Source organism: Variovorax sp. W2I14 (genome assembly GCF_050435205.1).
GTDB classification, from domain to species: Bacteria; Pseudomonadota; Gammaproteobacteria; order Burkholderiales; family Burkholderiaceae_C; genus Variovorax; species Variovorax paradoxus_C.
Genome location: NZ_JBNDJX010000001.1, coordinates 1,782,925 through 1,805,074, shown reverse-complemented (window position 1 = coordinate 1,805,074; position 22,150 = coordinate 1,782,925). Strand labels below are relative to the sequence as shown.

At 64.8% G+C, this 22,150-nt stretch carries 22 protein-coding genes, 1 tRNA gene and 1 pseudogene; 9 read left to right on the top strand and 15 right to left on the bottom strand.

Annotation, left to right across the window (positions count from 1 at the left end; all coding sequences use genetic code 11):
* Positions 1–41 precede the first annotated feature (41 nt).
* The 8 genes from QF040_RS08380 to lptF all read right to left on the bottom strand — a co-directional run bounded on the left by QF040_RS08380 (position 42) and on the right by lptF (position 5,960).
* Positions 42–200 carry a DUF3309 family protein gene (locus tag QF040_RS08380; protein ID WP_013541242.1) on the bottom strand — a complete coding sequence of 53 codons (159 nt, stop codon included), beginning with the start codon at positions 198–200 and terminating at the stop codon, positions 42–44.
* Positions 201–299: 99 nt separating this feature from the next.
* Positions 300–752: a DUF3592 domain-containing protein gene (locus QF040_RS08375; protein ID WP_429610652.1), complete on the bottom strand. Its 453-nt coding sequence runs from the start codon at positions 750–752 to the stop codon at positions 300–302.
* Positions 753–764: 12 nt separating this feature from the next.
* A complete protein-coding gene (locus QF040_RS08370) occupies positions 765–1,133 on the bottom strand; it encodes a rard protein (RefSeq protein WP_429610651.1) in 369 nt (122 codons plus the stop codon).
* A gap of 34 nt (positions 1,134–1,167) precedes the next feature.
* Positions 1,168–2,340: a pyridoxal phosphate-dependent aminotransferase gene (locus QF040_RS08365; RefSeq protein WP_429610649.1), complete on the bottom strand. Its 1,173-nt coding sequence runs from the start codon at positions 2,338–2,340 to the stop codon at positions 1,168–1,170.
* Complete coding sequence (locus QF040_RS08360; protein ID WP_013541245.1) at positions 2,337–3,278, bottom strand: CysB family HTH-type transcriptional regulator; 942 nt, start codon at positions 3,276–3,278, stop codon at positions 2,337–2,339. Before QF040_RS08360 ends, QF040_RS08365 begins: the two co-directional genes overlap by 4 nt.
* 62 nt (positions 3,279–3,340) lie before the next feature.
* Positions 3,341–3,712 (bottom strand): sirohydrochlorin chelatase, encoded by a 372-nt coding sequence (locus QF040_RS08355; RefSeq protein WP_429614632.1) that lies wholly within the window; start codon positions 3,710–3,712, stop codon positions 3,341–3,343.
* 2 nt (positions 3,713–3,714) lie between these two features.
* Positions 3,715–4,824 carry an LPS export ABC transporter permease LptG gene (lptG, locus tag QF040_RS08350; RefSeq protein ID WP_429610648.1) on the bottom strand — a complete coding sequence of 370 codons (1,110 nt, stop codon included), beginning with the start codon at positions 4,822–4,824 and terminating at the stop codon, positions 3,715–3,717.
* Positions 4,821–5,960, bottom strand: coding sequence for an LPS export ABC transporter permease LptF (lptF, locus tag QF040_RS08345; RefSeq protein WP_429610647.1), 1,140 nt, complete (start codon positions 5,958–5,960; stop codon positions 4,821–4,823). Before lptF ends, lptG begins: the two co-directional genes overlap by 4 nt.
* A gap of 21 nt (positions 5,961–5,981) precedes the next feature.
* Between lptF and QF040_RS08340 the strand changes: the two genes are divergently transcribed.
* From QF040_RS08340 to QF040_RS08325, 4 genes are all read left to right on the top strand, one after another.
* A complete protein-coding gene (locus QF040_RS08340; RefSeq protein ID WP_429610646.1) occupies positions 5,982–7,502 on the top strand; it encodes a leucyl aminopeptidase in 1,521 nt (506 codons plus the stop codon).
* Complete coding sequence (locus tag QF040_RS08335) at positions 7,499–7,942, top strand: DNA polymerase III subunit chi (RefSeq protein ID WP_307506137.1); 444 nt, start codon at positions 7,499–7,501, stop codon at positions 7,940–7,942. Before QF040_RS08340 ends, QF040_RS08335 begins: the two co-directional genes overlap by 4 nt.
* 1 nt (position 7,943) lies before the next feature.
* Positions 7,944–8,339 (top strand): hypothetical protein, encoded by a 396-nt coding sequence (locus QF040_RS08330; RefSeq protein ID WP_429610645.1) that lies wholly within the window; start codon positions 7,944–7,946, stop codon positions 8,337–8,339.
* A gap of 137 nt (positions 8,340–8,476) precedes the next feature.
* A complete protein-coding gene (locus QF040_RS08325) occupies positions 8,477–9,685 on the top strand; it encodes a branched-chain amino acid ABC transporter substrate-binding protein (protein ID WP_429610644.1) in 1,209 nt (402 codons plus the stop codon).
* Positions 9,686–9,781: 96 nt separating this feature from the next.
* Here QF040_RS08325 and QF040_RS08320 read toward each other — a convergent pair whose 3' ends face one another.
* From QF040_RS08320 to QF040_RS08300, 5 genes are all read right to left on the bottom strand, one after another.
* Complete coding sequence (locus QF040_RS08320) at positions 9,782–10,171, bottom strand: response regulator (protein WP_429610643.1); 390 nt, start codon at positions 10,169–10,171, stop codon at positions 9,782–9,784.
* Positions 10,172–10,273: 102 nt separating this feature from the next.
* Positions 10,274–10,630, bottom strand: coding sequence for a hypothetical protein (locus QF040_RS08315; protein WP_429610642.1), 357 nt, complete (start codon positions 10,628–10,630; stop codon positions 10,274–10,276).
* A 202-nt stretch (positions 10,631–10,832) separates the two neighbouring features.
* Positions 10,833–10,923, bottom strand: a tRNA-Ser gene (locus QF040_RS08310).
* Between the two features lie 24 nt (positions 10,924–10,947).
* Positions 10,948–11,877 carry an SPFH domain-containing protein gene (locus QF040_RS08305; RefSeq protein WP_116907582.1) on the bottom strand — a complete coding sequence of 310 codons (930 nt, stop codon included), beginning with the start codon at positions 11,875–11,877 and terminating at the stop codon, positions 10,948–10,950.
* 39 nt (positions 11,878–11,916) lie between these two features.
* The gene (locus QF040_RS08300; protein ID WP_306879250.1) at positions 11,917–12,342 is read right to left on the bottom strand and encodes an NfeD family protein; all 426 of its coding nucleotides are present in this window, start codon (positions 12,340–12,342) and stop codon (positions 11,917–11,919) included.
* Between the two features lie 197 nt (positions 12,343–12,539).
* Here QF040_RS08300 and QF040_RS08295 point away from each other — a divergent pair, with 197 nt between their 5' ends.
* Complete coding sequence (locus tag QF040_RS08295) at positions 12,540–14,837, top strand: arginine/lysine/ornithine decarboxylase (protein WP_013541259.1); 2,298 nt, start codon at positions 12,540–12,542, stop codon at positions 14,835–14,837.
* A gap of 10 nt (positions 14,838–14,847) precedes the next feature.
* On the opposite strand, the gene QF040_RS08290 is transcribed toward QF040_RS08295, so the two are convergent.
* Positions 14,848–15,702 (bottom strand): DNA ligase, encoded by an 855-nt coding sequence (locus QF040_RS08290; RefSeq protein WP_429610641.1) that lies wholly within the window; start codon positions 15,700–15,702, stop codon positions 14,848–14,850.
* A 70-nt stretch (positions 15,703–15,772) separates the two neighbouring features.
* Positions 15,773–16,555, bottom strand: a complete 783-nt coding sequence (fabI, locus tag QF040_RS08285; RefSeq protein ID WP_429610640.1) for an enoyl-ACP reductase FabI — start codon at positions 16,553–16,555, stop codon at positions 15,773–15,775.
* Positions 16,556–16,592: 37 nt separating this feature from the next.
* Here fabI and QF040_RS08280 point away from each other — a divergent pair, with 37 nt between their 5' ends.
* From QF040_RS08280 to QF040_RS08265, 4 genes and pseudogenes are all read left to right on the top strand, one after another.
* Positions 16,593–18,407: an extracellular solute-binding protein gene (locus tag QF040_RS08280; protein ID WP_429610639.1), complete on the top strand. Its 1,815-nt coding sequence runs from the start codon at positions 16,593–16,595 to the stop codon at positions 18,405–18,407.
* An 18-nt stretch (positions 18,408–18,425) separates the two neighbouring features.
* Positions 18,426–19,466, top strand: a complete 1,041-nt coding sequence (locus QF040_RS08275; protein ID WP_307644521.1) for a microcin C ABC transporter permease YejB — start codon at positions 18,426–18,428, stop codon at positions 19,464–19,466.
* Complete coding sequence (locus tag QF040_RS08270) at positions 19,450–20,499, top strand: ABC transporter permease (RefSeq protein ID WP_429610638.1); 1,050 nt, start codon at positions 19,450–19,452, stop codon at positions 20,497–20,499. Before QF040_RS08275 ends, QF040_RS08270 begins: the two co-directional genes overlap by 17 nt.
* Before the next feature lie 5 nt (positions 20,500–20,504).
* Positions 20,505–22,137: pseudogene (locus QF040_RS08265) on the top strand (ABC transporter ATP-binding protein).
* The last annotated feature ends 13 nt before the right edge of the window (positions 22,138–22,150 follow it).

Genomic DNA, 22,150 nt, shown 5'->3' with positions numbered 1-22,150 from the left:
GCCCGCTGCAAAGCGGGCTTCTTTTCAGTGCAAGGCGGGCGCTATATGCGGCCCATCAGCACCAGGATGACGACGATCAGCACGATGAGGCCGACGCCGCCGCTTGGCCCATAACCCCAGGAGCGGCTGTAACCCCAGCTCGGCAGCGCGCCGATCAATATCAGGATCAGGACGATGAGCAGAATGAACGAGAGGGACATGGTTTTCTCCTGGGACGTTTGTTGTAACGAGCCTTGATGCTCATCGTCCCGGGGCGCGCGAGGCGCCGGAGAGCCGCCCCTTCGGCGGTCAGGGCTGTCCTACCGTGGGCGTCGGCGCTTGGCGCTTGCTTCGTCGGAAAGCAGGAAGTGCATGCCGATGGCGAACGCCAGGAACACGGCGCCCAGCCCGCCGACGATGGCCGCGCCGCCCCAGAGGTCGAAGAAGCCGTCGAGCCGGGCGTCCTTCGGATCGGCGGGATTGAAGAACACCTCCACGATCTCTCCCTTGTCGTAGGCGGGCGGGCTGCTGCTGCTCGACGGCGTGAACTCGATGATTTCGCCGGACGGCAGCTTGAAATGCACCATCGGGCGCCATGTGTCCGAGCTGTTGCGGCGCGAACTCTCTACGCGCAGCAAGTCGATCACCTCGCCTTGCGCCCGGCTGGCCGAAGCGATGAACTTCGTGGTGTTCTGGTACAGCAGCCCGGCGCCGACGAGCATCAGCACGCCGACGAGGCCGAAGACGAATTTGATGATGCGGGCGGAGTTCATTGGAGATGCCTTTCAGCTTCGCACCAGCTCGCTCGACAGGGTGCCAACAGCGGCCAGCACGAGGCCCATAGCCAGGAAATCCACCGCCCACAGCGTGGACACCAGCGCCCGCCGCCAGGGGCGGGTGCGAAAGAAATAGACCGGAATACCCAGCAGCGGAAACATGCCCGCGAGCAGCGCCGAGCGACCGGGCGGGATCACGCCGCGCGCGAGGCCCTCGGCGCGGCACCACGTGTAGCAGAGCGCCGAGATCAGGATCGCATGCGCCACGTCGAGCACGCTGTAGCCTTTGCCGCGCAGCGGTGGCATGAAGGCGTCGGCCACGTCAACGATGAAGAACGAGAGGCCCAGCGCCAGCAGGATCCAACGGGGCCGGTTCATCGTCATCGCGGCGCCTGGATCCTGGTGTCCGCTGTCAGAGCTTCGCGAGCCGGTCCAGCGCCGCGACCAGCGTCTCGTCCTTCTTGGCGAAACAGAAGCGCACCACGCGCTGGTCGAAGCCGTTGCCGTAGAACGCCGACAGTGGAATGGCAGCCACGCCGATCTCGCGGGTGAGCCAGAGGCAGAAGTCGGCTTCGGAGAGATCGCTCACGGCCGAGATGTCCACGCACTGGAAGTAGCTGCCTTCGCTGCGCAAGAGCCTGAAGCGCGTCTTCTCGGCCAGGCCTGCGGCGAACAGATCGCGCTTGCGCTGATAGAACGCCGGCAGTTCGAGGTAGGGCTTCGGCTCGGCCATGTACTGCGCGAGCGCGTGCTGCATCGGCGTGTTGACGGTGAACACGTTGAACTGGTGCACCTTGCGGAACTCGGCCATCAGCGGGGCGGGCGCGGCCACGTAGCCGACCTTCCAGCCGGTCACGTGGTAGGTCTTGCCGAAGCTGCTGACGATGAAGCTGCGCGCCGCCAGGCCCGGAAAGCGGGCCACGCTTTCGTGGCGGGCGTCGTCGAACACCATGTGCTCGTAGACCTCGTCGGCGATCACGAACACGTCGGTCGGCGCGAGCAACTCTTCGAGCTTGCGCATCTCGGCCTCGGTCCAGACCGTCGCGCTCGGGTTGTGTGGCGTGTTGATGATGATCGCGCGGGTGCGCGGGCTCATCGCCGCAGCGATCTTGTCGAAGTCGGGGCGGAAGGTGCCGGGCACGAGCGGCACGCGCACCACGCTGCCGCCTGCGAGATCGATGTTGGGCACGTAGCTGTCGTAGCAGGGCTCCAGCACGATCACCTCGTCGCCCGGCCGCACGATGGCCAGGATGGCGGTGATGATGGCCTGCGTCGCGCCCGCGGTGACGGTGATCTCGGTGCCAGCGTTGTAGCTGTGGCCGTAGAGCGCGGAAATCTTGGCGGCAATGGCGTCGCGCAGCGCCGTAATGCCCGGCATCGGCGGGTACTGGTTGTGGCCCGCAGCCATGGCGGCCGTCACGTCTTCGAGCAGCTTCGGATCGCAGTGGAAATCCGGAAATCCCTGGCCGAGGTTGACCGCGTTCTTCTCGGCGGCCAGCGCCGACATGACGGTGAAGATGGTGGTGCCGACGGCCGGCAGCTTGGTCGTGATTTCGGGCGTGCGTGGGGAAAGCACAGTGCTCATAGCTCGTAGTCTTGTTGATGGCCGCTCAGGGCCTTGGCGATCAGGTTGCGGTCGAGCCGGTCGCTCAGCAGTTCGGCGAACTTGAAGACGAAGTTGCGCAGATACGCGCTGCGCTTGAACGCGACACGGGCAATATTCTGGCCGAACACATGGCCCATCGGGCGCACCACGAGATCGGCATTCGACTCGTCGCGCACCGCCATTTCGGCCACGATGCCGACGCCAAGGCCGAGGCGCACGTAGGTCTTGATCACGTCGGAATCGATCGCTTCGAGCGCGATGCGCGGCGTGAGCTTCTTCTGCGCGAAGGCGTGGTCGATGCGCGTGCGGCCGGTGAACGACGGGTGGTAGGTGATGATCGGCTCGAGCGCCAGGTCCTCGAGCGAAATGCGCTCCTTGGCGGCCAGAGGATGGTCCTTCGGCAGCACCAGCACGTGCTGCCATTCGTAGCAGGGCAGGGTCACGAGTTCGGCATAGCCGTCGAGCGATTCGGTGGCGATGCCGATCTCGGCGATTTCGTCGATCACCATGCGCGCGACCTGATCGGGCGAGCCCTGGTGCAGGCTCACGTTGACCTTCGGGTAAGCCTCGCGCAGGTTGGCCACGGGCACCGGCAGCACGTAGCGCGCCTGGGTGTGGGTGGTGGCAATGGAGAGGGTGCCGCTGTCCTGCGCGCTGAACTGTTCGCCGATGCGCTTCAGGTTGCCCACCTCGCGCATGATCAATTCGATGCTGGCAATGACGTGCTGGCCCGGTTCGGTCACGCGTTTGAGGCGCTTGCCGTGGCGCGCGAAGATCTCGACGCCCAGTTCTTCTTCCAGTTCGATGATGGCTTTGGAGACGCCAGGCTGCGAGGTGTGGAGCGCCTTGGCGGCCTCGGTGAGGTTCAGGTTGCGCCGCACGGCTTCCTGAACAAACTTGAATTGGTGCAGATTCATATCAAATTCCGTCTTATTGCGGAATTCATTATGCCTTCGCAATCTATCGAAATTGCCGGGTCTCAGGATTTGGCCGCAATTCTGGCCAGCAATTTGACCAGTTCCGGCTCCTCGCCGACGATGCGGGCGAGAGAGAAATCGACCTGCGGCCATGCCTTGCGGAGGGCGTCGAGCTGCAGAGGCAAATCTTCGCGGGCATGCTTGCCCATGCCGAGGAACAGGGGAACGACGCGGATGGCGGTGGCGCCATCGGCAATCAGCCCGGCTGCGGCTGAATGGAGATCCGGCGTGGCCAGTTCCATGTACGCGCACACGACGCGGGCTGCGGGGTCGTCCTGCAGGACCCGCGCGGCCACCGCTTCGATGGGTTCGCGCCAGCGCTCGTCGCGCGAACCGTGTGCCAGCAGCACGATGCCGCGCATTCCGGCCGCCATCGTCATCTTCGAAGAACCAGCCAGCTGAAGGCCGTCAACGACATCACCGAGTAGATGAGCCCCGGCGCCGCTGCCGTGAGCCATGGCGACCAGTTGCTGAGATTGCCGAGGTAGCCGAACACGTTGTTCAGCAGGAAGAAGCTGATGCCGATCATCACGCCGCCGAACACGTAGGTGGTGATGCCGGCCTGGCGGAAGTGCAGGTAGGCGAAGGGAAGGGCGAGCACCACCATCACCAGGCACGACAGCGGATAGAACACCTTGCGCCAGAACTCGATTTCGTAGCGCTGCGCCGTCTGGCCGTTGGCATCGAGGTGGCGGATGTAATCGAACAGGTCGATCGTGCTCATGCGGTCCGGCCGCAGCAGCGCCACCGACACCATTTCGGCCGTCAGCGACGTCGGCCAGTCCATCTGCGGGATCTCGGTGGTGACGATGCGGGCCTTGTCCGCCGCGCTGCGCGTGTCGTAGTCCTGCTTCTCGATGTCCGCCAGCGCCCAGTGCCCGTCGAGGATGCGGGCGGACTTGACGACCAGCTGCTTGCTCACGTAGCCGTTGGCGTCGAACTCGAAGATGCGCGCGTTCTTGAGCGAGCCGTCGCGCGAGATCGACAGCACGTTCACGGCATACGACACGTTGTCGCGCTTCTCCTTGAGCCAGGCGCCGGTGTTGCCTACCAGCGAGTAGGTGCCCTGGTAGCGCGACTTGAGCAACTGCCCGGTGCGCTCCGACAGCGGCGCGATGTAGTCACCCACGGCGAAGGTGAGGATGACGAAGCCCACGCCGAGCAGCAGCAGCGTGCGGAGTGCCCGCCACGGCCCAAGGCCGCTGGTGCGCAGGATGGTGTATTCGGAGCTCTGCGCGAGGCGCGCCATCACGAAGATGCAGCCGATCAGCACGGTGATCGGCAGCAGCTCGTAGAGGTGGCTCGGGACCAGCAGCGTCACGTAGATCAGCGCCTGCATCGGACCGTAGGCGAGGCTTTCGGGCTTGCCTACGGATTGCAGTTCATCGACGAAGTCGAAGAAGAAGAACAGGCACAGGAAGCCGAGCGTCACGAAGGCCACCGCCTTCAGTGCCTCGACATAGATCAGGCGTCGGATGGTTTTCACGTGGTCGGGTCGATCTTGGAAGGCTGCGGGGTCGCCAGGCCGCCGGCGATCACGCGGCCGGGCTTGCTGCGGCGAACCCAGTTGTTGTTGCGCAGGCCCAGCCAAGCCACTGCGATCAGAAAGACGCCGCCGTGCAGCAGGAGCATGAAGGTGCCCATGCCGTAGCGGCCGGAGCTGATCCAGCTCTGTCCCAGGTTCAGCAGGTTGTAGTAGATGACGAAGGCAAACAGCGCGAACAGCAGGTTGCCGCTGCGGCCCACGCGCGGATTCACGCTCGAGACCGTCAGCGCCAGCAGCACGAAATTGATGGCGGCCAGCAGCATGCCGATGCGCCAGCCCAGTTCGCCGAGCGCCGCGGTGCTGCGGTCGCGCAGCAGCGACAGCGTGGTGCGCGCGCGCGGCGGGGTGGTGTTGGCCGTGGCGTCGGAGCTGCCGCCGGCGCGGGTGCCGTAGGTCTTGAATTCGCTGATCTTGAGGCCCGAGGTCGGCAGCAGCGGGCGCTCCAGGCGCTGGCCGTTGCTGAGCATCAGGAAGCGATTGGGGCCGACGTCCTCGATGCGGCCGCTGCGCGCAGAAGTGGTGATCTGCAAGCCGCGCTCGATGGCCCAGATGAAGACGTTGGTGGCGGTGGCGCCGTCCGGCGTGTCCTTGTCGATGAAGAAGACGCGCATGCGGCCCGACGATTCACGGAACTCACCGGGCGTGACGCGTTCGATGTCGCTGCGCTGCTCGTATTGCTGGCGCATGCCCATGGTCTGCGAGTTGGCCCACGGCCAGCCCACCAGCGCCATCACGGCGATCAGGATCAGCACCGGCCAGGCGAAGCGGAACAGCGGCTCCACGAAGTCGGCCAGGCCCCGGCCGCTGGAGAACCAGATGACCATCTCGCTGTCGCGGTACATGCGCGAGAGGGTGCCGACGATGGCGATGAACAGGCTCAGGCTCAGGATGGTCGGCATGTAGCCGAGCACCGTATAGGCCATCACCAGGAACACCTCTTGCGGGTTCACACTGCCCTTGGACGCGAGCCCGAGGGTACGGATGAGCATCATGGTCATCACGATGGTGACCAGAACCACGAGGGTCGCTCCGAAGCTGCGCGACAGCTCCTTGCGTAGGGAAGAATGGAATAACATCGTTCGAGGAAAAAAAGGATTATGGACTTTCAACTCAAGCCCCTCACCATCGCCCAGGCCGCAGCCGAAAAATCCGACGTCCTCATCGTGCTCGTCGGCAGCGCGCCCATCGCCTCCAAAGACTCTCTTTCCGTGCTGGCCGCCAGTGCCCGCAAGGCCGGCGATCTGCCCGACAAGGCCGGCAAGCTCCTCTCACTCTACCGCCCCGACGACGTCGTGGCTTCCCGCGTCGTGCTCGCGGCCATCGGCGACGGCAAGCCGGCATCGGTGCGCAGCGGCGTGATCGCGGCGGTCAACGCGGCCAAGACCCATCGGCCCAAGCGGGCTGTCATCGTGTTTGCCCAGCCGGCCGATGGCGCTGCCGTGGCCAGCGCCGTCGCGGCGGCGGCTGATGCCAGCTATGTCTACACAACGACCAAGCCGAAGGCCGAGGCGCGCAGCATCCGCCACCTGACGGTCGGCGTGGCCGACGCGGCCGGCGCGAACAAAGCTTTCGACGAGGCCCGCGCCACCGTGCTGGGCATCGAACTGGCCAAGGAGTGGGGCAACCGTCCCGCCAACCATGCCACGCCCACGTTGCTGGCCGAGGCCGCCAAAGAGCTGAGCAGGCTCGCCAACATCAAGTGCGAGGTGCTCGGGCCCAAGGAAGTCGAGAAGCTGGGCATGGGCTCCTTCGCCGCGGTGGCGCAGGGCTCGTCCGAGCCGCTGCGCTTCATCGTGCTGCGCTACCAGGGCGCGCCCAAGGACGAGGCGCCGGTGGTGCTGGTCGGCAAGGGCATCACCTTCGACACCGGCGGCGTTTCGCTCAAGCCCGCGGCCGAGATGGACGAGATGAAGTTCGACATGTGCGGCGCCGCGAGCGTGCTGGGCACCTTTCGCGCGCTTGGCGAGATTCAGCCGGCGATCAACGTGGTCGGCCTCATCCCTTCGTGCGAGAACATGAACGACGGCAAGGCCGTGAAGCCCGGCGACGTGGTCACCAGCATGAGCGGGCAGACCATCGAGGTGCTCAACACCGACGCCGAGGGGCGGCTCATCCTGTGCGATGCGCTGACCTATGCCAAGCGCTTCGAGCCGGCGGCGGTGATCGACATCGCCACGCTCACCGGCGCCTGCGTGATCGCGCTCGGCGGCGTGCGCAGCGGCCTCTTCGCGAGCGACGAAACACTGGCTGGGGCGCTGCAGGCGGCCGGCGAGCAGTCGCAGGATCGCTGCTGGCGCCTGCCGCTCGACGACGACTACGCCGAAGGCCTCAAGAGCAACTTCGCCGACGTGGCCAACATCGGCGGGCGTGCCGGCGGTGCGGTCGTCGCGGCCAAATTCCTGCAGCGCTTCGTCGGCGACTTTCCCTGGGCACACCTGGACATCGCAGGAACCGCATGGAAGAGCGGGGCGGCCAAGGGCTCGACGGGTCGCCCCGTTGGGCTGCTGGTGTCCTACCTGACGACGCGCGCGGCCGACAAGGCCGCCATCGCCACGCCCAAGGCCAAGACGAAGGCAGAGCCGAAGGTCTCGGCACGCAAGGCCAAGTCCCCGAAGTGACGGAAATCGGCTTTCACTTCAACGCGCCCGACAAGCTGAACTACGCTTGCCGGCTCGTTCGCAAGGCCGTGAATGCACGTGGCCTGCGGGTTGTGGTGGTCGGCGACGCCGAGGCGCTCGACGTGGTCGATGCGGCGCTCTGGCAACTGTCGCCCGTCGACTTCGTCGCGCATTGCCGCAGCGATGCGCAGCCCCACGTGATGGCCCGCTCGCCGGTGATTCTTTCGTCGGAAGGCGCCGATGCGGCATCGCTGCCGCACCGAGAAATGCTGGTGAACCTGGGCCTCGAAGTGCCCGCCGGTTTCGAGCGCTTCGAGCGCCTGATCGACATCGTGAGCGACGAGGCCAACGACCGGCAGGTCGGCCGCTCGCGTTGGCGCCATTACGCTGATCGCGGCTACACCATCCAGCCGCACGACTTCGCAAGGAGCGCTTCCTGACATGGCCAGCACGCTGCGCACGCCGCCCCGGTTCGTCCCCACCCTGACCACGGTGCTCGATATCCCCGCGGAGCCCGCGAGCCCCGAGCCGGCCGATGCGCCGGCGCCGCAGCCCGACCCCGCCAGCGCGGTCGCGCTGCCGCCCGCGGTGCAGCTCACGCAGGCTGAAATCGTCAGCCTCGAAGAGCAGCTTTTGCATCGCGTGCTGCAGCGCGTGGACCTCTCTCTTGAAGAGCGATTGAGCGACGCGGTGTCCGCCGCGGTCCAGCAGCAACTCGACGACATGGTGCCGCGCTTGCGCGGTGAAATCGAGGCCGTTTTGCGCGCGCTGGTGATCGAATCCATGGCCGCCGAACTCTCCGAAAACACAGGGTCTACGCCAGCTTCCGGCGCATAAATCCTCGGCTAAACTGCGCCGCAGGTCGGAATGGCGTGAGGGTGCCGCTGGTCTGCGGCGCGAAACTTGCGAGGTCTGCGCGCCCGGATCACACGACCGGTTTTTTATTGTTTTCATCCAAGTTCTGGAGGTTTCCCATGCAATTGAAATGGACTGCGGTCGCACTGGCTGCACTCACGCTGGTGGCTTGCGGCAAGAAAGAAGAAGCTGCTGCGCCCGCTGCGACGCCGGCGCCCACGGCGGCTGCCCCCGCACCCGCAGCACCTCCTGCCGACGCACTGGTCGTCAAGATCGGTCACGTCGGCCCGACCAGCGGTCCCATTGCCCACCTCGGCAAGGACAACGAGTTCGGCGCCAAGATGGCCATCGAAGACCTGAATGCCAAGGGCCTCAAGATCGGCGACAAGGTTGCCAAGTTCGTGCTGGTGCCGGAAGACGACGCTGGCGATCCGAAGCAAGGCACGGCCGTCGCGCAGAAGCTGGTCGACGAAAAGGTCAACGGCGTGGTCGGTCACCTGAATTCGGGCACCACCATTCCCGCCTCCAAGCTCTACAGCGACGCCGGCATTCCGCAGGTCTCGCCGTCGGCAACCAACCCCAAGTACACGCGCCAAGGTTTCAAGACCACGTTCCGCGTGGTGGCTGACGACACGCAACTGGGCGGCACGCTCGGCAAGTACGCCGTCGACACGCTCAAGGGCAAGAACATCGCCGTGATCGACGACCGCACGGCTTATGGCCAAGGCGTTGCCGAAGAATTCGAGAAGGCCGCGAAGGCCGCTGGCGCCACCATCGTGGGCCACGAGTTCACCACCGACAAGTCGACCGACTTCAACGCCATCCTGACCAAGCTGAAGGCTGCCAAGCCCGACGTCCTGTTCTTTGGTGGCATGGACGCCGTCGGCGGCCCGATGCTCAAGCAAGTCAAGCAACTCGGCCTGAACGTCAAGTTCATGGGCGGCGACGGCCTGTGCACCGGCGAACTGCCGAAGCTGGCTGGCGATGCCATCGGCGAAGACATGGTGGTCTGCGCCGAAGCCGGCGGTGTCGACGGCGACTTCAAGCAGCCGCTGGAAGACTTCAAGGCCAAGTTCAAGGCCAAGAACGGCGTCGAAGTGCAGATCTATGCACCGTACGTCTATGACGCGGTCAACGTGCTGGCCGAAGCCATGGTCAAGGCCGGTTCGTCGGACCCGGAAAAGTACCTGCCTGAAGTTGGCAAGCTGCAATACAAGGGCGTGACCGGCCCGATCGCCTTCGACGAAAAGGGCGACATCAAGAACGGTGCGCTGACCTTGTTCACGTACAAGGGTGGCGTGCGCACGCAGATCGCCGTGGTGCGCTGAGGCGCATTGGCGGCCGCGCAATCCGCGCGGCTTGTCTGCTGAAAAAGAAAAGGGCCTTCGGGCCCTTTTTTCATGTGCGCGGCGATCGCTGCAGCGTCAGAGCGCGGCGAGGCCCGAGGGGCGGTCGGTGTTGCAGTACTCGATGAAGGCGTCGAGATCCCGGGATTTGTCGAACACGGCGTCGGCACCCAGCGCCTCGCATCGAGCCCGGATGTCCACGGTCACGTAGTTGCTCAGTACCACGACCCGTTGGCCCTCTGAGCGGGTCTTGCAGCCAGCCAGCACGCCCAGACCGGAGCCTTCTTTCAGGAACAGGTCGACGATCAGGAGTTGCCAGTCATCGGGATGGGCCGCCAGCCAGGCCAGTGCATCCGACTCTGTCTCGGCAAAGCCGACCACCCGGCCGTTCACCAGGTCTTCCAGTGCCGGCACCAGGTTGTCTCTGATGGTCTTGTTGTCCTCGACGAGGAACGTGATGAGGGCCATGCCTTGGTTTCGCTTTGAGAACCAATAGCGTAGCGTGCCGAACGTGGCCGCAGCGTAGGAGAAGGGAGACGACGGACCGAGGGAGGCAGTTCCTGGGCTGATTCAGTCCGAGCCGTTGGTCCGGATCTTTGCCTTGAGCTTTTCGGCCAGTGCCAGGCTCTCGTCGCGCTCGGCCGTCGCTTCGCGGCGCTTCTCGATTTCTTCGCTCAGCGCGGCATTCACCTCGCCCAATTTCTCGGCGGACTTGGCCAGCTTTTCTTCGAGCTGGTTTGTGTGCTCGATGGCCTGCGCCACCTCGCCGACCTGGATCTCGTCAGGCAGTTCCTGCTCGAGCACCGTGCTCACCACGGCCAGGTTGTCCGATGCCCGCTGCACGTCGGCAGCGACTTCTTCGCTTTTTTGAAGCGTCCTGTCGAGGGAGGTCTTGTCACGCGGCGTCGTTGAGGTCTGTCCGGCCATCGAGGCTCCTTGCGAAATTTTCGCGCTTGAAAGTAAAACCTTTGGATCGTACCGCTGGACGGGAGCGTCGGTGGCTTGACCCTGGTAGTTATGAAGCAACGTGTCATATGACACTCTGGAACACAAAAAAGCCCAAGTGCTTGTGGCGACTTGGGCTTCTTGCTATCTGCATGTTCGCGAACGGTTACGAACAATCAATCTCTGGCGGAGCAGGCGGGATTCGAACCCGCGGAGGGCTATTAACCCTCACACGCTTTCCAGGCGTGCGACTTAAACCGCTCATCCACCGCTCCTGAGCCCACGATTGTAGCAGTCCGTCAGCTCGGATTCGACGGCTTGCCGGCCTGAACCATGCGCATGGCCGATGCGATGAGTGCCGCCGTCTCGCTCATGTTGCTCGGAACGATCAGCGTGGTCTTGGAGTCGGCCGCGACCTTGCCGTAGGCATCGACCGCACGCTCGGCCACCTTGAGCTGCACGGCCTGCTCGCCGCCGGGCTGGCGGATCGCGGCAGCCACACGCTCGATCGCGTCGGCAGTGGCTGTGGCCACCGCAGTGATGGCGGCCGCCTCGCCCTGCGCGTTGTTGATCTGGGCCTGCTTTTCACCTTCGGAGCGGGCGATGAAGGCCTCGCGCTCGCCGGTGGCGATGTTGATCTGCTCCTGGCGACGGCCTTCCGATGCTGCGATCAGCGCTCGCTTGCCGCGCTCGGCGGTGATCTGCGCTTGCATGGCCAAGAGGATTTCCTTCGGCGGCGTGAGGTCCTTGATTTCGTAGCGCAGCACCTTCACGCCCCAGTTGAGCGCAGCCTCGTCGATGGCGGCCACCACCTGGGCGTTGATGACATCGCGCTCCTCGAAGGTCTTGTCGAGCTCGAGCTTGCCGATCACGCTGCGCAGCGACGTCTGCGCAAGTTGCGTCACAGCCACGATGTAGTTCGACGAGCCGTAGCTCGCGCGCATCGGGTCGGTCACCTGGAAGTACAGGATGCCGTCGACCTGCAGCTGTGTGTTGTCGCGCGTGATGCAGATCTGGCTCGGCACGTCGAGCGGAATTTCCTTCAGGCTGTGCTTGTAGGCCACCCGGTCGATGAACGGGATCAGGAAATTGGGGCCGGGCGTCATGGTGCCGTGGTACTTGCCCAGACGCTCGCGCACCCAGGCGTTCTGCTGCGGCACGAACTTGACCGACTGGCTGATGAAGATGATCGCGATGACCAGGATGATGAGGGGGACCGAAAATTCCATGGTGCTCTTCCTTGTTCCGAGTTCTTGAGTTCTGACTGACTAGATCTTGTCGACGACGAGGCGGCTGCCGACCACCTCGACCACGCGGTGCTCGCCCGTCGAAGGCGCATGCCCTGCGCGCTGCACTACCGTCCATTGAGCGCCGCGGTAGCGCACGGTGGCGGTGCCGTCGGAGTTCCATGCATCGACCTGCACGCTCTCGCCAATGTCGAGATTCACGTCGCGGTTGGTGCCGGCGCCCGCTGCCCGCGGGCGCTTGCGCTGGATCGAGTACCAGACCAGTACGGCCCCCACGCCGATCACTGCCGCAACGATCAATTGGGTGATGGTGCCGAAGCCCAGGTGCGCTGCGATGGCGGCTGCCGCGAAGCCGGCTGCCAGCAGAAGCAGGTAGACCGTGCCCGAGAGCAGCTCGACCACGATGGCGGCGCCCGCGATCAGCCACCAGATGGTGGAATTCGCCATGACAACTCCTCTTTTTTGCTTGTTCGATGCGCGCCATTCTGAGGCATACGGCGCCATGCGCTTGCCTCACGTAGGGGTACTGGCCCCAGGGGAGTGCCTCATGCCGCCATCGCTCGAATGTCTTGCACCAGGCTGACCGGATTCTTCATCTGAATTCCGTACACTTCGCGCCTCATTGCCTGTCCGGAGCCCCGCTCATGAAATTTCGCTTTCCCATTGTCATCATCGACGAGGACTTCCGCTCCGAAAACACTTCGGGCCTTGGCATTCGCGCGCTCGCGCAGGCCTTCGAAAGCGAGGGCTTCGAAGTGCTGGGCGTCACGAGCTACGGCGACCTGAGCCAATTCGCGCAGCAGCAAAGCCGCGCCAGCGCCTTCATCCTGTCGATCGACGACGAGGAATTCACGGTCGGCCCCGACCTTGATCCTGCCGTGCTGAACCTGCGCACCTTCATCGGCGAGGTGCGGCGCAAGAACGCGGACGTGCCCATCTACATCTACGGCGAGACGAAAACCGCGCGCCACATTCCGAACGACATCCTGCGGGAGCTGCACGGCTTCATCCACATGTTCGAGGACACGCCGGAGTTCGTGGCGCGCCACATCATCCGCGAGGCCAAGAGCTACCTGGAAGGCGTGCAGCCGCCGTTCTTCAGGGCGCTGATCGACTATGCGGAAGACGGCTCGTACTCCTGGCACTGCCCGGGCCACTCGGGCGGCGTGGCGTTCTTGAAGAGCCCGGTGGGCCGCATGTTCCATCAGTTCTTCGGCGAGAACATGCTGCGCGCCGACGTCTGCAACGCGGTCGAGGAACTGGGCCAGCTGCTCGACCACACCGGCCCGGTGGCGGCCAGCGAGCGCAATGCGGCGCGGATCTTCAACGCCGACCACTGCTTCTTCGTGACCAACGGCACCAGCACCAGCAACAAGATGGTGTGGCACCACACGGTGGCGCCCGACGACGTCGTGGTGGTCGACCGCAACTGCCACAAGTCGATCCTGCACGCGATCATCATGACCGGCGCGATTCCGGTGTTCATGAAGCCCACGCGCAATCACTTCGGCATCATCGGCCCGATCCCCAAGAGCGAGTTCGAGCAGAGCGCCATCAAGGCCAAGATCAAGGCCAACCCGCTGCTGGCCGACGTCGACCACGAGAAAGTCAAGCCGCGCGTGATGACGCTCACCCAGTCGACCTACGACGGCGTGATCTACAACACCGAAACCATCAAGAACATGCTCGACGGCTACGTCGACACGCTGCACTTCGACGAGGCCTGGCTGCCGCACGCCGCTTTCCACCCGTTCTACGGCGCCTATCACGCGATGGGCAAGCGCCGCGTGCGTCCGAAGGAATCGCTGGTGTTCGCCACGCAGTCCACACACAAGCTGCTGGCCGGCATCAGCCAGGCGAGCCACGTGCTCGTGCAGGACTCGCAGAACCGCGCGCTCGACCGTGACCTCTTCAACGAGGCCTACCTGATGCACTCGTCCACCAGCCCGCAGTACGCGATCATCGCGAGCTGCGACGTGGCCGCCGCGATGATGGAGCCGCCCGGCGGCACCGCGCTGGTGGAGGAGAGCATTCTCGAAGCGCTCGACTTCCGCCGCGCCATGCGCAAGGTCGAGGAAGAGTTCGGCAAGGACGAGTGGTGGTTCAAGGTCTGGGGCCCCGAAAAGCTCGTCGACGAAGGCATCGGCCGCGCCGACGACTGGATCATGAAGGGCGAGAAGGACGGAAAGCCCAAGAACAAGAAGAGCCCGCGCAACTGGCACGGCTTCGGCGATCTGGCCGATGGCTTCAACATGCTCGACCCGATCAAGTCGACCATCGTGACGCCCGGCCTCGACCTCGAAGGCAACTTCGCCGAGACCGGCATTCCCGCGAGCGTGGTGACCAAGTTCCTCGCCGAGCATGGCGTGATCGTGGAGAAGACCGGGCTCTACAGCTTCTTCATCATGTTCACCATCGGCATCACCAAGGGCCGCTGGAACACGCTGCTCACGGCGCTGCAGCAGTTCAAGGACGACTACGCGCGCAACCAGCCGATGTGGCGCATCCTTCCCGAGTTCTGCCAGCAGCACCCGGGCTACGAGCGCCTGGGCCTGCGCGACCTGTGCCAGCACATCCATCAGCTCTATGCACGCTACGACGTGGCGCGCCTGACGACCGAGATGTACCTGAGCGACCTCACGCCGGCCATGAAGCCCAGCGACGCCTTCGCCCACATCGCGCACAGGAAGACCGAGCGCGTGGAAATCGACGAGCTCGAAGGCCGCATCACGACCAGCCTGATCACGCCGTACCCGCCGGGCATTCCGCTCCTGATTCCGGGCGAAGTGTTCAACAAGAAGATCGTCGACTACCTGAAGTTCTCGCGCGAATTCAACCTGCAGTGCCCGGGTTTCGAGACTGACATCCACGGTCTTGTGGCGCGCATCGACGAGACCGGCAAGAAGCGCTACTACGCTGACTGCGTGCGCAAGGCCGGTTGATCGATCAGGGTCAGGAGTGCGGGGCGTCTTCGCGCACCCGCATGAAGCGCGCAAACCGCGGCAGGCCGCTGGCATTCGTGCCGTTGAAGCGGTAGGTGACCCAGGCGCCGATGGCGGGCGGGTTTTCGCGCTCGGCATCGGTCAAGCCGCTGCCGAGCTTGAAGCGCTTGCCCTCGGGTGTCTCGACGACCAGGGCGCCGAGTCGGTGGCTGTTGCGGCCCTTGCCGGTCACGTGGCCCACCACCCGGGCCTCGGCATCGTCGTAGGGCTTGACCTTGAGCAGGTCGTTGTTGCGCTCGCCACGGTAGAGCGAGCTGCCACGATGCAGCATCAAGCCTTCGCCGCCCATCTTCACCGTCTTGTCGAGCAGGGCCTGCAGTTCGGCGTGCGTGGTGGCGCGTTCCTGCGGCACGAGCACGACCCACGGCGCGTCGGTGATCGGGAGCAGCTTGCGGAGGGCCGCCAAACGGGCGGTGAAGTCGCCGGGCTGCGCCGGCATGTCGAAGACCATGAAGCGCATCTCGCGCCAGGCGACATCATTCGGCGTCTGGCTGCGCGCGGTGGAGACCGCATGCGAGAAGCGACCGCGACCCGCCCACAACTCCCCATCGAGCGGTTGCTTGGGGAGCGATGCGATAAACCACGCGGGCGCCGCAACGGGCTCGCCGCCGCGCGTCCAGAGCTGCTTGCCGTCCCAGTAGCCGCGCACGCCGTCGTATTTCTCGCTGACCCAGTAATCGGCCAGCGACATGCCGAGGCGGTAGACGTCGGCCAGCATCAGCGAGGGCGCGGCGTTGCGCGCAAGCGCCGGTTGGACCAGGGCCAGGCCCAGGGTCGCGAGCAAAAGGGAGCGTCGGTTCAGCACGATGCTATGGAATAAATAGCGGGATAGCGAAAACGGCCGCAGGGCGGCCGCTTGCCGGGTTGGATGGACCTTATTCGGCCATGCCCCCGACGACATTGCTGAAGCCGCCGTCCACGTAGGTGATCTCGGCCGTCACGCCGCTCGCCAGGTCGCTCAGCAGGAAAGCGGCGACGTTGCCCACTTCCTCAATGGTCACGTTGCGGCGGATCGGCGAGGCATCGGCCACGGCCGCCAGCATCTTGCCGAAGCCCTTGATGCCGCTTGCGGCCAGCGTCTTGATCGGGCCGGCGCTGATGCCGTTCACCCGCATGCCCTTCGGGCCGAGCGACGAGGCCGTGTAGCGCACGGAGGCTTCGAGCGAGGCCTTGGCCAGGCCCATTGTGTTGTAGTTGGGCAGCGCCCGCTCGGCGCCCAGGTAGGTGAGCGTGAGCAGCGCCGACTTGTCGTTGAGGTAGGGCAGGGCCGCCTTGGCCATGGCCGGGAAGCTGTAGGCGCTGATGTCGTGCGCGATCTTGAAGCCTTCGCGCGAGAGGCCGTCGAGGAAGTCGCCGGCAATGGCTTCGCGCGGGGCGAAGCCGATGCTGTGGACGAAGCCGTCGAACTTCGGCCAGGTCTGGGCGAGGTCGGCGAAGAGCTTTTCAATCTGCGCGTCGTCGCTCACGTCGCAGTCGAAAATCAATTTCGAGTCGAAGTCTGCGGCATATTCGGTGATACGGTCCTTGAATCGCTCGCCGACATAACTGAAGGCGAGTTCCGCGCCTTGTTCGTGGCACGCCTTGGCGATGCCGTAAGCGATCGAGCGATTGCTCAACACACCGGTGATCAACAGTTTTTTGCCGGAAAGAAAGCCCATGAAATTGCCTTGTGAAAATCTTGGGCAGAATTCTCGCATGCGGTTTCTCCGGGTCGGTTGGTTGTTGGTGTGTGCGGTTCCCGCGTGGGCCGCGCATGGATATGCACTTTGGGACGACCTGAAGTACGCACCCGGCTTCACCGCCTTCGACTACGTCAACCCCGATGCGCCCAAGGGCGGCGAGCTGCGCCTGGTCAGCAATCTGCGCGTTTCCACCTTCGACAAGTACAACCCGTTCACCATCAAGGGCTCGGCACCGGCTTACCTCGACAGCCTGATCTTCGAGACGCTGCTGGCCGGCTCGATGGACGAAACCGCTTCCGGCTACGGCCTGCTGGCAGAAGACGTGGCGGTTGCCCCCGACCGCCTCAGCGTGACCTTTCGCCTCCGGCCCGAGGCGAAGTTCCACAACGGCAAGCCGGTCGAGGCGGCCGATGTGAAGCACAGCTACGACACGCTGATCGGCCCCTTCACTTCGCCGGGCTACAAGACACTGCTGCAGGAGGTCGACGGTGCCGATGTGATCGATGCCCGCACGATCCGCTTCCGCTTCAAGACCCCGAACCGCGAATTGCCGCTCACTGTGGGCAGCTTGCCGGTCTTCAGCCGCGATTGGGGCATGGAGAACGGCAAGGCCAAGCCTTTCGATCAAGTCGTGATGGACATCCCCATCGGCAGCGGTGCCTACAAGATCGGGCCGGTGCGTTTCGGCAAGGACATCACCTACGTGCGCGACCCGGGCTATTGGGGCCGCAACCTCGCGGTGAACCGCGGCAGCTACAACTTCGATCGCATCACCGTCAAGATCTACAAGGACAACACGGCCCGCCTGGAGGCCCTGAAGGCCGGCGAGTTCGACATGATGAGCTTCTACTCGGCCGGCGACTGGGCGCGGCGGGTCACCGGCAAGCGCTTCGATAGCGGCGAGCTCATCAAGCACGAGTTCCAGCACAAGAAGCCCGCGGGCTTCCAGAGCTACGTGCTCAACAGCCGCCGGGACAAGCTCAAGGACCCACGCGTGCGCGAAGCGCTCGGGCTGGCGTTGGACTACGAGTGGATGAACCGCCAGATGTTCTACGGCGGCTATCCGCGCGTGAAGGACCTGTTCGGCAACACCGACTGTGAAGCGCAGGGCCTGCCTTCGGCGGAGGAAAAGGCCTTGCTGGAGCGCTGGCGCGGCAAGATTCCCGACGCCAGCTTCGGTCCGATGTACACGCCGCCCACGACCGAGGGTGCGGATCACTCGCTGCGCAACAACCTGCGCCGCGCGCGCGAGTTGCTCAAGGAAGCTGGCTGGGAGTACCGCGACGGCGCGCTGCGCAATGCGAAGGGCGATGCCATGACGCTCGAGTATCTGGACAGCAGGGAAGGCGGCGTGCGCACGGTATCGCCGTGGGTCCGCAATCTCGAGAAGCTCGGCATCACGCTCAATTTCTCGTCCGTCGATTTCGCGCTCTACCAGGAGCGGCTCGACCGGTTCGAGTTCGACATCACCACCATCAATTTCCCCGGCACCAACAACCCGGGCCAGCAACTGCTCGAAATTTTCGGCAGCAAGGCCGCCAAGACGGAAAGTTCGGGCAACTACATGGGCGTGTCTACGCCGGCGGTCGATGCCTTGCTCAAGGACATCGTCGATGCCGACACGAAGGCCGAACTGCTGCCTGCCTGCCGGGCGCTGGACCGGGTCATCATGCACAGCCACTACCTGATTCCCCAGTGGACGCTGAGTTCGCACCGTGTCGTGTACGACGACTGGCGACTGGCGTTCAAGGCGCCGATGCCGCCATATGCCGCGGCCGAGGGCTGGATCATGGGCACCTGGTGGGCCAAGCCGCCGAAGAAGCCATAGAAGAGAAAGAACGCCACCATGCTCTCCTATGTCCTCAAGCGACTGCTGCTGTTCATTCCCACGCTGCTGGGCGTGCTCCTGGTTACCTTCCTCGTCATCCAGTTCGTGCCCGGGGGACCGGTTGAGCAATACCTGGCCGAGGCGAAAACCGCGGGCGTCGGCGGGGGGGGCGGTGGTTTCGAGTCGGGTGGCGGCTCCTACCGGGGCAACCAGGGCGTCGATCCCAAGCGCCTGGAGCAGATCAAGGCGCTGTACGGCTTCGACAAGCCGCCGCACGAGCGCCTCTGGCAGATGCTCGGGCAGTTCGCGCGCTTCGACCTGGGCAAGAGCTTTTTCCAGAACAAGGACGTGTGGACGCTGATCCTCGATAAGTTGCCCGTATCGATCAGCCTCGGCCTCTGGACCTTCTTCATCAGCTACGGCGTGGCGGTGCCGCTGGGCGTGGCCAAGGCGGTGCGCGCCGGTTCGCGCTTCGACCTCATCACCACGCTCATCGTGCTGATCGGCTATGCCATTCCAGGCTTCGTATTGGGCGTGGCGCTGCTGGTGATCTTCGGGGGGCAGCTGCAGTGGTTTCCGCTGCGCGGGCTGACTTCCTCGAACTGGGACGAACTCAGTTGGGGCGCCCGCATCGTCGACTACCTCTGGCACATCACCTTGCCGGTCACGGCCATGGTGCTCGGCAGCTTCGCGGTGACGGCCATGCTGACCAAGAACTCGTTCCTCGAGGAGATCCGAAAGCAATACGTGCTGACCGCGCGAGCCAAGGGACTGGGCGAACGGCAGGTGCTCTGGAAGCATGTGTTCCGCAACGCGCTGATCCCCATCATCACAGGGCTGCCGGCGGCTTTCATCGGCTCGTTCTTCGCGGGATCGCTGCTCATCGAGACGCTGTTCTCGCTCGACGGCCTGGGCCTGCTGGGCTACGAAAGCGTGATCCGCCGCGACTACCCCGTGGTGCTGGGCACCCTCTACATCTTTACGCTGATCGGCCTGGTGACCAAGCTGATCTCCGATCTCTGCTACGTCTGGGTGGACCCGCGTGTCAAATTCGACTGAGACGGCCCCGCACATCTCGCCCGGCCGCCGCGCCTGGATGCGCTTCAAGCGCAACCGGCTCGGTTACTGGAGCCTTGTGCTCTTCACGCTCATGGTGGTGCTGAGCCTCTTTGCCGAGGTGCTGTCCACGGACAAGCCGCTGATCGTGCGCTACCAGGGCCAGACCTATTTCCCCGTGCTGCGCGACTATTCCGAGAAGACCTTCGGCGGCGACTTCGAAACGCCGGCCGACTACCTCGACCCCTTCATTCGCGACCGGATCACTGCCGGCGACAACTGGGCGGTCTTCGCGCCCAACACCTACGGTGCCAAGACGCTCAATTACTTCGCCAAGGCGCCGAGCCCGGCGGCGCCATCGGCCGACAACTGGCTCGGCACCGACGACCGCGGCCGTGACCTGCTGGCCCAGCTGATCTACGGCTTTCGGGTGAGCGTGCTGTTCGCGCTTGCGCTCACGGTCATCGGCACGGTGCTGGGGGTGGCGGCCGGCGCGGTGCAGGGCTACTTCGCGGGGAGGATCGACCTCGCGTTCCAGCGCTTCATCGAAATCTGGGGCTCGATGCCGGAGCTCTACCTGCTGATCATCTTCAGCGCCATCTTCAAGCCGAGCGTGACGCTGCTGCTCATCTTGCTGAGCCTGTTCGGCTGGATGGCCCTGTCGGACTACGTGCGCGCCGAGTTCCTGCGCAACCGCCAGATGGATTACGTGCGCGCCGCGCGTGCGCTCGGCGTGAGCAACCTGCAGATCATGTGGCGCCACATCCTGCCGAACAGCATGGTGCCTGTCGTCACCTTCCTGCCGTTTCGCATGAGTGCGGCGATTCTGGCGCTGACCTCGCTCGACTTTCTCGGTCTCGGGGTGCCGCCCGGCACGCCGTCGCTGGGCGAATTGCTGAACCAGGGCAAGTCGAGCATCGATGCCTGGTGGATCTCGCTGTCGACCTTCGGCGTGCTGGTCATCACGCTCATGCTGCTGACCTTCATGGGTGACGCGCTGCGCGATGCGCTCGATCCGCGGAAGGCTGACAAGTGAGCGATATGAATCCAGCAACGAAGAAGCCCTTGCTCGACGTGAAGGGCCTGCAGGTCTCGTTCAGCGGCAAGGAGGTCGTGCACAGCATCGACTTCCAGATTGCCGCGGGCGAAAAACTCGCGCTGGTGGGTGAATCGGGCTCGGGCAAGACCGTCACAGCGCTGTCGCTGCTGCGCCTCGTCCAGAACGCCGACCTCGCGGGCGCCGCAAGGCTCTTCGGCCCCGAATCCTCGCAGGGCGCACGCGACCTGCTGGCGATTCCCGAGCGCGAGTTGCGCGGCATCCGCGGCAAGGAGATCGCGATGATCTTCCAGGAGCCGATGACCGCCCTCAACGCGCTCTACAGCGTGGGCGACCAGATCGCCGAGGTGCTGGAGCTGCACGAAGGGCTGTCCGCCCGCGCGGCACAAGCGGCGGCAGTACAGCTGCTGGCGGACACCGGCATTCCGGAGCCGGCGCGGCGGGCGAGGTCGTTCCCGCACCAACTCTCGGGCGGCCAGCGCCAGCGCGCCATGATCGCGATGGCGCTCGCCTGCAAGCCGCGCCTCCTGCTGGCCGATGAACCGACCACCGCGCTCGACGTCACAGTGCGCGCGCAGATCCTCGAACTGCTCGCCGATTTGCAGCGCAAGTACGGCATGGCCGTGCTGCTGATCACCCACGACCTGAACCTCGTGCGCCGTTTTGCCGACCGCGTGGCGGTGATGGAGAACGGCCACATCGTCGAGCACGGCGCCGTGGCCACCGTGTTCGACGCTCCGCAGCACGCCTACACACGGAAGCTGATCGACAGCCATCCGGAGCGCGACGTCGCGGCGGTGGTGGCGCGGGCAGACGCTGCCCCTCTGCTCGAAGCCAAGGCCTTGCGCGTGAGCTATCCGGTGCCGAGGCCCGGTTTTGCCGGCTGGTTCCGCAAGGGCGAATTCATTGCGGTGCAGGGCGCCGATTTCCGCATCGTGCCGGGCGAGACGCTGGGCGTGGTCGGCGAATCGGGCTCGGGCAAGTCGACGCTGGCGCTCGCGGCGCTCGGGCTGCTGAAGCATCGGGGCGAGCTGAAGGTTGACGGCAAGGGGTGGGCGGTCGACCGCGCATCGGACCTGGCGCTTCGCCGCACGATGCAGGTGGTGTTCCAGGACCCGTTCTCCTCGCTCTCGCCGCGCATGACGGTCGAGCAGATCGTGGGGGAGGGTCTGCGCGTCCACGCACCGGAACTCGATACGAAGGCGCGCAGGGCTCGCTCGCTCACTGCGCTGGCGGACGTGGGGCTGACCGAGGCGCAGTTTCCCGCGCTGCTCGACCGCTATCCGCACGAGTTCTCGGGTGGGCAGCGGCAGCGGCTGGCGATCGCGCGTGCCTTGATCGTCGATCCGCAACTGCTGGTGCTCGACGAGCCGACCAGCGCGCTCGATGTGACGATCCAGAAGCAGGTGCTGGGCCTGCTGCAGCGCCTGCAGCGGGAGCGGGGGCTGAGCTATTTGCTGATCACCCATGACGTCGAGGTCATCCGCGCCATGGCGCACCAGGTCATCGTGATGAAGGATGGGGCAAATCCTCGAAACCGGGACTGTCGAGCGCGTGCTGGATGCGCCGGAGCATCCCTATACGCAGAAGCTGGTGGCCGCCGCGCTGCTGGAATAAAACGAAAAGAGAA